Annotated in this window: 8 protein-coding genes; all 8 read right to left on the bottom strand. The window is 41.6% G+C overall.

The window, feature by feature from the left end; genetic code table 11:
- Positions 1 to 202 precede the first annotated feature (202 nt).
- The 8 genes from DCO56_RS16930 to DCO56_RS16895 all read right to left on the bottom strand — a co-directional run bounded on the left by DCO56_RS16930 (position 203) and on the right by DCO56_RS16895 (position 13846).
- Positions 203 to 1510 carry a rhamnogalacturonan acetylesterase gene (locus DCO56_RS16930; RefSeq protein ID WP_108634928.1) on the bottom strand — a complete coding sequence of 436 codons (1308 nt, stop codon included), beginning with the start codon at positions 1508 to 1510 and terminating at the stop codon, positions 203 to 205.
- A 335-nt stretch (positions 1511 to 1845) separates the two neighbouring features.
- Positions 1846 to 3213 (bottom strand): FGGY-family carbohydrate kinase, encoded by a 1368-nt coding sequence (locus DCO56_RS16925; protein ID WP_108634927.1) that lies wholly within the window; start codon positions 3211 to 3213, stop codon positions 1846 to 1848.
- Positions 3214 to 3227: 14 nt separating this feature from the next.
- Entirely contained in the window at positions 3228 to 4502 is a 1275-nt protein-coding gene (locus DCO56_RS16920; protein WP_108634926.1) for a sugar isomerase, read from the bottom strand.
- Positions 4503 to 4583: 81 nt separating this feature from the next.
- A complete protein-coding gene (locus tag DCO56_RS16915) occupies positions 4584 to 6692 on the bottom strand; it encodes a bifunctional aldolase/short-chain dehydrogenase (RefSeq protein ID WP_108634925.1) in 2109 nt (702 codons plus the stop codon).
- 23 nt (positions 6693 to 6715) lie between these two features.
- On the bottom strand, positions 6716 to 7792 hold the full coding sequence (gene rhaT / locus DCO56_RS16910; RefSeq protein WP_108634924.1) for an L-rhamnose/proton symporter RhaT: 1077 nt from the start codon (positions 7790 to 7792) through the stop codon (positions 6716 to 6718).
- A 264-nt stretch (positions 7793 to 8056) separates the two neighbouring features.
- Complete coding sequence (locus tag DCO56_RS16905) at positions 8057 to 10381, bottom strand: DUF5703 domain-containing protein (protein WP_108634923.1); 2325 nt, start codon at positions 10379 to 10381, stop codon at positions 8057 to 8059.
- A 6-nt stretch (positions 10382 to 10387) separates the two neighbouring features.
- Complete coding sequence (locus DCO56_RS16900; RefSeq protein WP_108634922.1) at positions 10388 to 11809, bottom strand: sialate O-acetylesterase; 1422 nt, start codon at positions 11807 to 11809, stop codon at positions 10388 to 10390.
- 18 nt (positions 11810 to 11827) lie between these two features.
- On the bottom strand, positions 11828 to 13846 hold the full coding sequence (locus tag DCO56_RS16895; RefSeq protein ID WP_108635128.1) for an aceric acid hydrolase: 2019 nt from the start codon (positions 13844 to 13846) through the stop codon (positions 11828 to 11830).
- Between the last annotated feature and the right edge of the window lie 2 nt (positions 13847 to 13848).

Below are 13848 nucleotides of genomic sequence, written 5' to 3'. Positions count from 1 at the left end.
TAATTTTGTGCTCTATTTTTTTGAAGACGGGATGCCCCCAATCTTCTATGTGAGATGAGTTTTTAGGAAAAATCCCCGCTCATGTTGGAAAAATAAAAAATGTAAATTGATTCTAGCAAGAATGCTATACAAGAAGAAGCAAATAGCGCATAAAAAAGGCCGAACAAATATTGTCCGACCTTGTCATTATATCAATACAAAACTAATTGCCATCTGGTTTTACAACGCTATTAATCAAACTTGGTGGCCAATACCAAGTGTTAAAATCATCTGGTTGCTGCGGATCAAAGCCTTGAAAATCGACGATATGTTCCGTAATCGGCAACTGATTCTCTTTAATTCCTGTTAACACCATTTTTGCAATTTCATAAGCCCCATAGGGGTTAAAATGGGTATTATCAGCTAAATCATGCTGTTGATTTGGGAAAGTATGGGCCGGATAATGGACAAATGCCCTTTTTGATCCCTCAACACCCAATGCTTCATAAAACATACTCGTTTTCTTATTGAGGTCTATCATAGGTACCTGGAGCTCGGCCGCGACCTTTCGTGCCGCATCTGGAAAGTCTCCTAAAGTGTGTACCAAATGTCCCTGTTCATCAAATGAGCGTCTTGCTGTTGAAGTCAAGATAACGGGAATACCACCTTTCACCCGAAATTCACGAACAAAGTAGCGTAATCGGTCGCTGTATCCTTTATAAGCACCGGCATGCTCTCCTTTTTCCTTTTGGTCATTGTGCCCAAATTCGATAAATAAATAATCGCCGGGCTTAGCAATAGAAAGAATTTTGTCCAATCTTTTTGAGGAAAGAAATGAACTTAAGGCCAATCCCGATTCAGCATGATTGGCTATCGCAATTTCCGCATCAAAAAAACGTGGAATCATTTGTCCCCACGAAGCCCAAGGTTCATCCTCTTGATTCACCACAGTAGAATTACCTGCCAAGAATACTGTAGGAATAGCATTAATCGATTCTATACGAAGGCTTGATATACAATTTGTTTGTTGAAACTCTAAAGTCAGCTTTTCATCCCAGTCCAATTTCTGGAGTTCACGTGGCTTCTTCAATGCTACAATTCCACCAGAAGCAATCTTCGGATTTTTAATGTGTACGATAATGGTCCTATCTAACACTTTATTAGGGAGCACCACTTGATTTTCAATTTGCAACCTCCGGGATTCAGACCGTATTGTACTCATATAAGATTTGTTCTGTAAACCTTGATATCTAATCGTAATCTTATAATTCCCTTCCGGAACTTTCACAGAGAAGTAAAATGGTTTTTTGCTTAATAGCATTTTATTTTTGTGATCGATAACGACATTCTTTTCTGTCGAAAACTCGAATCCATACCCCTGAGCCTCCAGATAAGGCTGCGCTTTCTCCAACGATATTGCTGTACTGCCTTTAGCTTTCCCAAAGCTAAATTCCCTTACTATCTGTTCTGCAAACAAAACAGGACTCCACAACTGGAAAAAAAATCCGATCACTAAGATTAATCTCTTCATCTTTAGGTTTACAAATTAAGGACGCTCAAATATAGTTTTCCATTTCCACTCCACTACCCTGCGCTTACCTGTACCCATCATTTCACGCATCTGTCGACAGTTCAGGACAGCTAATTGAACTATTATTAGCACCTTTGATCATCATATAATAATTGGTATAATTATTCATAATTTTAGGTTTTTAATAAAAGGTTTCCTTACTCCCGTTTGGAAGCCTTTTATTTTTACAATTCCCAACGACTCATAGCTCATTAAAAAAAGGCCAGACAACGATTTGCCTGACCTCAAACGATAACTAATAAAAAAACTAAATCCTATTCAACTATAACATCGCACTAATGTGTTTGCTGTTTGGTTCTAAAATACCTTAGCTCTATAATATCATTTGGAATCTCCCGGCTATTCCAATGATCATGAATCACTAAAGCAGCACCAAGTGCTGTTGCTTGGGCCATAGAGGCTCCAAACACTTCACTATTTGGAAAGGCTTGGGCCAGTAGTCCCATATATATGTGATTACGACTAAAACCTCCATCCACAAATATTCGCTGTACTCCGGTTTGATTCATGACAAGCGTAGTCGCCTTTACTTGAGCCTTGACCAAATGCATCATTAGCACATGATAAGCTTCGATATAATCGCTAAAATGACTCAAATCAATTGTGGAAAATGCAGACAGTTCATCCGAAATATCCAAAGCTTGATATTTCTCTATTATGGTCCAATCCAAATCGATCTGCTTAAATTTTCCTGTAGAAATCTGGAATGCTTTAGCGATACGTTTAATTTGCTCCTCATGTTCATATCCTGCAAATAGTCGTGATGCTTTCACAGGTTTCCCCGTATAGGTCATATACAAAAGACAGTCACTGTGAAGTTCTTCTTTGGTGAGCGGATCAATATTGAACGGATTGAAAGAAATACACCAGGTTCCTGTCGAAATCAATATAAAAGGTTCGTGAAAATTCAGTAAATAGGGGATCAATGCAGACGAACTGTCGTGTAAACCGCTACCTACGAGATAACCACTGCCCGGAAATGTCGCTCTGTAAAGACGATCTCCCTGAACGATCGGAGCCATTTTATCAATAATGCCTGTATCTTCTACCCACCTATGATAATTATTCTTACTAAAATCCCATAGCGCCGTATGACAACCAATACTTGTCATATCCGAATAAGCTTGTCCTGAGATCAGATAACTCAAGTATTGTGGAAGGTGTAGCGCCCACTTCACTTCCTTAAATATAGCTGGTTTAAGTTTTGACAAGCGGTAGACCTGTAGTCCTGAATTCAGACTCCCCAGGCTTGGAGAGGAGGTTTCTAATGCGAATTTATCCTTTCCACCGTATTGTGCATAAAAAGATTCCAACAATTTTTTAGGGTATTCTTTTAAATAATTATATAATGGCGTCAAAGGCCTGCCATCTTTATCAATGTAGACAAAACTTGCTCCATATGAGGTAAAATTAATTGCTTTGATTTCAAACTCGCCTTTTCGAAACACCTCATGCAACGAATCAAAAACTGACAGACGTAAACTCTCCAAATTCTCGCAATGATCACCATCTTCATCTACAGTTTCCAAAAAACGAGCCGACCGTTCAAATACGATTTGGTACTGCTCGTTAAAGAGAAATAATTTCTTGTTCGTCTTCCCAACGTCGAATATCGCGACTACTGGTATTGGTTTCCCCTTCATTCTTTTTTCCCTAATTACAAACCTGTAGCTACAGAATTTACTCCGCGTTCCTCGATAAGTTTACTGCGTAAATTTCCTTCATTGAATAACTGAACAGGATTTAAAGCTGCTCCACTTCTTAGTCTTGCTTCTGCAACAAGCGGTCTGACGTCGGTACGGAATGCATCCTGTAAAATTTCCTGTGCTTTCACGATATCATTTGCTTGTTGTGCCTGTTTCAATGCTTTACGATCCACCAACAAAGCCTGAGCATAAGCAATCTTAATTGCTTCAACTGACTGTAGAAGGTCTACCAATGGGTCTTTCAGATTATGCGAAGCATCAATCATCCACCCCAGTCCGCTCGCATGGTCAATACCTTTCACATCCATACCATCGATCAATTCATTAAAGATCAAAAATAGTTGATAAGGTTTGATACTACCCGCAGTCAGGTCATCGTCAGCATACTTGCTATCATTGAAATGGAATCCGCCCAATTTTCCTTCCATCAATAATAAAGAAACAATTTGTTCAATGTTTGCATTTGGCAGATGGTGTCCCAAATCAACCAATGTATATGCTTTCGGCCCTAATTTGTTGGCTAACAAAAGGGATTGGCCCCAATCACCAATTGTCATGGAATAAAAATACGGTTCAAATGCTTTGTACTCTACAAAAAGTTTCCAATCTTCTGGTAAGTGTTTGTAAATCTCACTTAAACTAGACAATGTATTTTGAAAAGCCTCTCTAAAATTTAACTGCCCAGGAAAAGAAGAACCATCAGCCAGCCAAACTGTCAACGCTTTAGAACCAACTGCTTTGCCATAGTTGATTACTTCAATATTATGATCTACAGCTTGCTGACGAACTTTTGGATCGACATGGTGTAGGGAGCCAAACTTATAACTATGCTCCTGGCCTGCCTGATCTTGAAAAGTATTAGAGTTTACTGCATCAAATCCGATGTCTAATGAAGATGCCAAAGCTTTAATTTTTTCTGCATCTGAAGGGATGTCCCAAGGAATGTGCAGTGAAATTGCTCCACTTGATCTGTTAAGTGCATGCAACAACCCAACATCCTCAAGCTTTTGCTCTAAAGTACCCGGTTCACCAGCACCGGAAAAACGGCCAAAACGAGTTCCACCTGTACCTAAAGCCCAGCTTGGTATGGCAATTTGAAACTTTTGAAGTTTATCCAGGATTTCATCTACCTGTGCAATATCTCCCGACACATAGTCAAATGCTCTTTTATGCTTATCTTTTAATTGGTTATTGTGCTGATCTATAATTTTCTTATCTAAAATCATGATATAATGGTTATCGTGTAAAAATGTTAGGTGTCGCGCACATCTTTTCCCTTTCTGAACGCGACACCTAAGATATAAAAATTAGCGTACAAACGCCATAGCAACACCTCCGTCAACGTTCAGAACATTTCCAGTAGATTTATTCAATAATCCGCCGACAAAAGCAAAACATGCATTTGCAATGTCTTCTGGAAGGATGATCTGATTCAAAAGCGTGCGTTTTGCATAGTAAGCTGGTAATTCGGCAACCGTGATGCCATAAGCCTTAGCGCGACCTTCAGCCCATCCTCCGGCCCAGATATTGCTGTCTGAAATAACCGCATCTGGATTCACAACGTTCACACGTACTCCTGCAGGCCCTAATTCTGCTGCACATAAACGACTTAAATGCAATTGCGCAGCTTTTGCACTCCCGTATCCTGTATTATTGGGACCACTAACCAAGGCATTTTTACTGACGATGTTGATGATATCGCCACCGATTGCCTGCCCTTTTAAGAGTGATGTCGCTCCTTGAGTAACTAAGAATTGGCCTTTTACCAATACATTGTACAATAAATCCCAATCTTTCTCTGTATGATCTTCGATTGTCTTGGAAATCGACAAACCCGCATTATTGACGACAATATCGATACCACCAAATGCTAAAGCAGCATCTTTTAAGGCGTCCTTAATAGATTCCGCACTGGTTACATCAAGGATCGTAGCGATGACTGCATCTTTTCCAAATTCGGCTACAAATTCTGCTTTACTCGACTCCAAACGTTCTGTATTGATATCATTTAAGACAATAACAGCACCTTCTTGAGCCATCTTTTTGGCAATTGCTTTTCCGATACCGCCACCGCTTCCAGTTACCAAGGCAATTTTTCCAGACAAAGCTTTTGGCTTTGGCATACGTTGAAGCTTCGCTTCTTCCAGTAACCAATATTCAATATCAAACGCTTCCTGACGAGGCAAAGCAGTGTATTCACTTACGGCTTCGGCCCCTTTCATTACGTTGATCGCATTGGTATAAAATTCTGCCGCTACCCGTGCCGTTTGTTTGTCTTTGGCAAAAGCAAACATACCAACACCCGGATACAAAACAATGACCGGGTTTTTATCACGTACAGCTGGGCTGTTTTCATGTTTACAGTTTTCGTAATATTGTGCATACATTTCACGGTACGCTTCAAACAATGGCGTCAATTTCGCTTTTAGTTCCTCCACGTTGTCCAAATCTTCTGATTTATCCAGATTCAATACCAACGGTTGAATTTTGGTTCTTAAGAAGTGGTCAGGGCAGCTGGTACCAAGCGGAGCCAAACGTTCTAAATCATTTGAATTAATAAATTCCAATACACGCTCATCATCCGTGAAGTGTCCGATCATGTGACGTTCACTTGAACAGAAACCTCTTAAAACAGGAGCGAGTTTGGCGGCCTGTGCCTCTCTTTCCTCCTTACTCAGGCTAGTTACTTGCTGTCCACCAAATACAGGTGCTTTTTTACCATAGTTCTGCTCAAGATATTCCGCACAAGCTTCGATTACATCCAAGGAATTGATATAACATTCGTACGCTGTATCGCCCCAAGTAAATAAACCATGCGAACCCAACATAATACCGCGGATACCTGGATTTTCTTCCAAGCAGGCACGCAATTGCAGCCCAAGATCGAATCCCGGACGTTGCCAGTCTACCCAGCCAATAGTTCCGTCGAACAATTCCTGCGTAATTTTTTTACCATCTTTGGCCGCAGCAATCGCAATCGCAGCATCGGGATGTAAATGATCAATATGTTTAAATGGTAAGAATCCATGTAAAGGCGTATCGATAGAAGGTGCCTTTGATGCTAAATCATAGATACAATGGTTAAATAACTCAACCATTTCATCTTCGTGTTCAAGACCACGATAAACATTCTCCAAATTGCGGAGACGTTTCAAATAAAGAGCCGCAAGACCTGACTTTTTTAACGTTCCAATGTCTCCACCAGATCCTTTAATCCACATCACATCAACTTCTTCGCCCGTCAACGGATCTTTTTCCACAACTTTACAAGACGTATTACCACCGCCATAATTTGTGATTCTTAAATCTGCACCTAGAATATTTGAACGATATAACAACAAAGCTACCTCATCACCACGAAGTGCTTGAGCTTTCTGATCGTCCCATAAATAATTGACATGTTTGTACGTTTTCACTTCTTCTATATTTTGTTTTAATATTAATTTTCTAATGTTTTAGCAAATCCTACGATACAAATGGAGATGATAATTGTCACTATACCAGCTATTATGGAACGATAGGTAGGCCGATCTACACCTTTCCATTCTTTGAGTACCACACCCCAAGCATTTGATATCAAAATGATAAACGCCATATGCAATATCCAAGAACTAGCTCCATTACCCAAGCGGCTTTCGCCCATACCGTAAAAGAAAAACTGTAAATACCAAGTCGTTCCTGCTAAAGCACATAAAAGGAAATTTTTGCCTTTAGGTGCATCCGATTTCGTATAGTCCGAAAACGTTTTGTTCTTGATCAAAAGGTAAAGACACCATAGGAAATTAGTCGTAAAACCACCCCATAAAATCACAATGTAAGTGACATTATTCTGGTAAAGAAATTCACCTTGATTTGGATTAGTAGACTTCCACAATATATTTGCCACATCAGCCATGGGCTTTCCTGCTTCAATACCGAAATTGAAGCAAGCACTCAATATTCCTGAAACAATAGCCACAACGATCCCTAAACCAAAATTATAATCGGACTTGCTTTCTGAGGATAATGAGGATAAGTGTTTTTCTTTTGAAACACCAGCTTTACCACATAGATATACACCAAGCACACAGACTAAAAGTCCAAGAAGGATACAGATACCAGATTGGGTGGTAAAAAAATAATCTATGCCATGTTTGCCCTCGGCCTTATTGAAAAAATAATAGATGCTGGGCATCAAAGAACCAAAGACCATGCTAAGCCCCAAAATAATGCTGCTACCTAACGAAACACCGAGATAGCGCACACCAAGACCATAAGTTAATCCACCAATTCCCCAAAGCAAGCCAAATAGAAACGTATAACCTAAAATAGCACTATTGGTATCCTTAATAATTTCAGTAAAATTGGGTATCGTTAACATCGCTGCTATAGGCGGCACAATAATCCACGAAAAAAGCCCCCCTAAAATCCACATGGATTCCCAGGACCATCCTTTTACTTTTTTGTACGGCACATAAAAACTTCCCGAGGCAAATCCGCCTATGAAATGAAATATAACTCCGAAAACTGCATTCATATAAACTTTATTTAGGTTCTTAGCAACTAAGATAATTCATTGGTTTTTTAGAACTGTTATGCACTGTTATGACCTTCTCGCCATGGAGGGTCAAAAACACAAACTGGGCTACCCAAAATAATGGACAGCCCAGTTTTATTTATTTAGCCTTGTATTTTTTGCAATGTAGGATTCAAGCATTCAAAAGTGTATACTTTTGCTCTGCCTCGCAATGCTTAAATCAATTCATAAGCGATAATATACCGTTAGCAATCCACGAATAACCTATTTTAGGAGGTTGATAATAGCTGCTTCCCGTTCTTTTGGAAAAACTTTTAGATCCAATAATTTACCATCCTTCAACCTCCCTTCGACCGTGGTCTGCCCTGGTGCATGCAACTTAAAATCCACATCCCAGTCTTTGGGCCATGCCGGGAAAAGGTAAATTTTATCATCCACTACCTGCAAAAGCATTTCCTGTAAGCCGATCATACCTGAACCACCCCAGTTATGATCCGGAACCCAGTCGAAGCCCGGCCCCCAAAAAGTTGGAAATCGCCGTTCCGCATTTTTGAGTTTCAGGAGAGTCAATTGCTTTGCTTCGTCGACCAATCCGAGACGTGCAGCAAAAATATTATGTTGCTTCCAGCCAATATGACTTTTGAATTTAAGCACATCGGGATCATCAGTGTAGGTATTGACTGCAATATCCATATTTGGTTTACCAATACCATAAATTCCCCAAGGATAGACGGGATAGAGCTGCGGGGATTCGGTATTGTTGATCCGGGCCCATAGCTGTGCTGGCGCCAACATCTTTTTGCCCCCGAGTTCACGCCGTGGCAAAGGTGGGATTCTGGTTAAAAACCCCTGAAAATAACTACGCGACTCAGCGTTGATATACCCCTCTGGCAATGCCAGCAATCCTTTTGTTACCTCCTGTAACGCTGCAATCGTGCTAGCCGAATTATAGGCCATTTTATAGGTCTCCGCGGAGGAGCCCGGATACAGGACAAGGTGACCTGCATCATCCAATACCTTGCTACCTCGTTGCCGTGCCCGGTATTGATAATGCTCATCAAAAAAACGTAGACAACTTTCTATCAGCGGGATATAAGTCTGAATATCGGACTTATTATAACGTTCGGTTTCTAGTATCATCATGCAGAACTCCAGCACAGTATCCCATTCGTATTCCAGCCAAGCATTGTATTCTAGGCCCTTATCGAAATCTTTTGGCCGTTTCCAATTGTATTCTGCTGGATTGGGTAAACCAAAATTTTCGATCTGCTCCGTAAAACTTGCACCGGAATGACCCCAATAAAATTTGGATCGCCATTCAGCGTTCCCTAAAAGGCGTTGGTAAAACTTAAATTGTGCGGGCATTAGATCAAAATCGCCGCTCTTCAATAATGGCCAATAGACCAAACGCTGATTCTGTGCTGTATGGGTACCTCCACCCCAGTTACGAAAATCCGGTGTAAATGTAAACGTACTGTCTATCGTAACGGGATCGTAGGTAAATAAACCACCGTTAAATTTTGTTGGATAGTCCCCATAAGCGTTACAAGCCAGCATAAATCGAAACAACTGATAGTTTCTGCCAACTTGCCAAGCTTCATTATTAGGGTCTTTTAAGCCTGGCTGGATGACGATATGACTTCTATCCCAAAAGGATTTCCACCAGGATTCTGTCGCTCGTTTTAGCGATACAAAGCTAGGTTTGGGCGTAGCCAGATCCTCCAGTGCTGTTTTCCAGTGTTGCAAGTCTGCTTGTTGCCCTACATGCAACGTCACTTGAAGCGCATGATTGGTCTTTGCCGCTTTACTTTTGAGTATCCAAGATTGGTATGGGGTATTCATATACGTCCCTGCACGCTGGCCGACGTATTCAAAATCCTCACCTTTTAAAAGACCGCCTGAAATTCGGTTTTTCAATGGGTTGTATAACGAATCTTTGATGGTTGTCAGGCCTTGTTGATCGACGACAAGGTCAAACGCGGTAGTCGCTTGATTTTGATGATAGAAAATAATATTGTTTGCTTCTGCCACAACCTGATCTTTATGCGTCACCACTGGTTTTGGCGGTGCCCACTTCCAAGAATTCGCATTATTTTCCTTCTTCTTAGGAAACAAATCCTGAAAACGCCAGCTCTCGTAAGCTGCTTCCACCTTGATCTTCCGATTGGCACTTACTTCGAGATGTACATTGGGATTAAACACATCTACCCAAACCAGTACTTCGGCCTTGACGCCTTTGCTTTCGCCCTTCAGGACAATATGACCTTTATCCAACTGCAATTCTTGCTGGAATTTTCCATCGGCAAAGGGGTTGGGATATAGATGGAGGCGGATGCGACCGAGCTTCAACAAGGTATTGTTCTCGTCAAATGCACCTGTCTTCCCCAAGTACAAAAGTAATTCGCCATTCTCTACCCAAACGTTCAAACCAATATCTCCACCACCTACAGGCATGGATTCAGACGAATTTTTGCTCTGTGTGGTCCAAGATACATTGTAATCCTTCCAATTGAACTCTTGAGCCTCAATTGGGCTTAACAAAACAACTATTAAAACTAGAATGCCTATAATACGTTTTTCAATCATCATTTCTGTTTACCAATCGTCTGTACGGAAAGAACTTAAGGGCAAGCCGTTGGCCCCGAACACCTCTCCGACAACGAAATCTTTAAATGCATAACGAACAGCCACCGGCTCCTCAACTTTTAGTGACGCTACAACAATTGTCTTTCCTTTCAAAACAGCATCTGCAGGATAAAAAACTTGATCTTTACCCGCAATCTCAAAAGTCTTTATTTCTTTACCATATGAAGTCAGCCCCAGCGGTGCATCCTTAAAAGAGAGTACTGCGGTACTGCCTTTAATTTCCAACTTTTCATAAACAGGACTTTTTAGATTTAGTGAAGCAAAACCGTAGCTATCGTGCAGTGCAAGGTAGGCCAGTCGCTCACCACTTTGTTGTTTATGTGATGGATGGATGCAATTCTGTTCGCCCAAATCTAGGGTAACCGCCATAGCGGAATGCGGGATTTTATCCAAAGATTTACGTTGTGCGTCGCGTAGATAGGCAGAATTGTATTTCCCCCCTACATGATAAGGAGGCAATGAAGCGTAATCAAATGGCGCAATTTGCATAAAATAAAATGGAAGTTCATGATTTCCCCATAACGCACGGTACTTCTCGACCATCCGGGGGAATAAGACTTCATATTGATCCGGACGTTCGTAATTGGACTCACCTTGGTACCAAATGATACCACGAATGCCGTAACAGGCAATGGGATGAATCATACCATTGTATAACATGGTCGGCACGCGGTTTTTATCTTTCAAGCCTTCCTCTTGTTTTGGGATCTGTATATCTTTCTGATCCGCTAGCCAAGATGCCTCCATCCAGGCTTCGATGTTTGAACCGCCATAGCTGCTATGAATCAAACCGACTGGCACACCCAAGGTTTTGCGCAATTGTCGACCGAAATAATAGGCCGTTGCACTAAAACTGACAACAGACTGTGGCTCTGCTTTTCTCCAAACACTTGGTTTGCTATCCGATGCAGGCTGCAACAAAGGATTGCGGGGAACGGTATAGATACGCAATTGATCATCTTTGGAATTCATCATTGCTTCTGTACTACCGAGGATGGGTTGCCCAGGATAGCCTTTCAAAGGCATTTCCATATTCGACTGACCTGAACATAACCAAACTTCGCCAATTAGAATATCGTGCAGTTCAATCACATTTTTTTCTGAGACCTTGATCTGATAAGCTCCACCTGCTGCTGGTGTTTGCACTACAATTTTCCATTGGCCAAGCTTGTCCACTTTCGCTTGATATTTCTGCCCATTCCAGGAGGTCTGTAAGGTTACTGTTGCCTGTGGGTCTGCCCAGCCCCAGACAGGGACTTTACTTTGTTGCTGCAGCACCATCCCATCGGTAAAGAGAGCCGATAAACGTACTTTCGCCTGGCTACTCAATTGGGCCAACAGTAACACGATCGCAAAAAAACAAGTTTTCATCGTCATAAATTTCTCGCTTTAAAAAACTGGCATCCAAACGCTCATATCACCAAATGTACGATTTCCCCAAGCAAAATAGGGTACTAAACGTACAGGGATAGTTTCAGGCTTTCCATTGGAAGTTTTACGGTATAGTGAATTCCATTTCGTGCTATCTGTACGATAGGCTTTTCCTTCCAACAAGACAATATCCTGTCCCAAGATATTTTCATTTCTTAGTGCGAACTGTTCGCCATGTTTCATTTTCAGATCAAAGATATTGACATCCGCAGCTACATCCTGCTTTTCCAGACAGTAAACCACAGGGCCCCGCATGACCGCAACCTGGTTACGCGTTTCTTCAACCAATGGATTTGATTCCATTAAAGAAACATCCATGGGCAACCTAATTTCAATGCGGTCCCCTTTTTTCAGCGGTCCTGCTAAAAGGGCATAACCTTTCTCGATCGGTACTTCTACTTTTACCTTATTTTTCCATATTTCTGCCTTTCCAGCCCAACCCGGTACCCGTAGTTTCAAAGTATAATCGGAAGGAAACTCTTTTAAGGTGAAGATGGCGGTTCCTTCCCATGGGTAGCTGGATTCTTGTACAATGTTGATATGTTTGCCTTGGTATGTTGTATTCAATTCATTTCCGCCATACAGGTTGACCGCAACAGCATCTGCTGATAGGCCATAAGCATAGTTGGCTACTTCTGCAATAGTACGAACGATATTGGGTGGACAGCAATTAGATAATGAGATATAAGGAACCCGCTTTTTAGACCAGCGCTGCTGGAATGGAAGATCGGATGAATAACTCAATGGATTGGTATACAAAAATTTGTCTCCATCTAAACTAATCCCTGACAGTACACTATTATAGAGTGCCAGTTCCAATACATCGATGTATTTTGCATCGCCCGTGAAATTTGCCATACGCCAATTCCACAACATATTGCCAATATTTGCGCAGCTCTCATTATGCGCCGTTAAGTTGGGCAATTGATAATCCCGTCCAAATGCCTGATGGATTTTCTGTACCTCACTGGGATTATAGGAAGTTCCGTCGGGTGAGGTACCATCATACAGCGATCCCAGACCACCGGTAATGTACATCTTATGCTTAGTGACGTCATCCCAAATTTCAAAAAGGCGGTTGCTCAATGTGGTATCTGCAATCTCGGCACATAAGTCGGCAACTCCTGCATAGAGGTAGCTTGCCCGCACGGCATGTCCCGTGGCTTTATGCTGCTTGCGGAATGGGATACGGTCCTGATTGTCGTCAGTACCATCCTCAATCTCACCTTTAATATCGATCAAGTGCTTGGCAAGTTCAAGGTATTTTTTGTCTTTGGTCGTCCGATAAAGTTCTACAGTACCCATATAATGAGAGGGACAGATTGCGTTTCGGGCCAAGGTCGGATTGGATTTTTTATAAAATCCATACAGGTAGTCAGCTGCTTTGATTGCGATATCCAACAACTCGCGTTGTCCGGTCGCCCGATAATGTATACATCCTGCAGTCATCAAATGCCCGATATTATAGGATTCAAAGCTTAGCCGATCTTGAAACTCAATATTTTGTCCCGATCGCTGCTGGTCAATTGTCGCCTTGGTATAAATATAGCCATCGGCACGTTGCGCTTTGCGGATAACGGGAATAACTTCATCTAGCATGTGAAGCAGCTTTTTATCTTTTGTCTGTGCATAGATTGCGCAGACAGCTTCCAATGTTTTGTAAAAATCGCCGTCATGAAAGGATGGCCCTGTATGTTCTCCTTTTTCCAAACCTGCCGCAATTTCGAAATTCCGATAGGCGTGACTGATGGAAGCATCTGTATAAACGTGCCAGAGTTGTGGCACCATCTGCTCATAGCATGACTTTGTACGATCGGCCCAAAAACCTTTGGTCCATTGCACATCCCCCATATCGACCGCTTGCTGAACGGCATACGGGCTTGCACCGGTATTTGTAATAGACTTTTCCTGGGCCTGGACCTGCCAGCCCGTCGCGAAGAAGAGACCCAGGATCATTAGTTTGTGCTTCGTATTCATGA

It is taken from the genome of Sphingobacterium athyrii (assembly GCF_003071065.1).
GTDB classification, from domain to species: Bacteria; Bacteroidota; Bacteroidia; order Sphingobacteriales; family Sphingobacteriaceae; genus Sphingobacterium; species Sphingobacterium athyrii.
The sequence above is the reverse complement of the archived record's forward strand: the minus strand, read 5'-3'. Positions and strand labels throughout refer to the sequence as shown.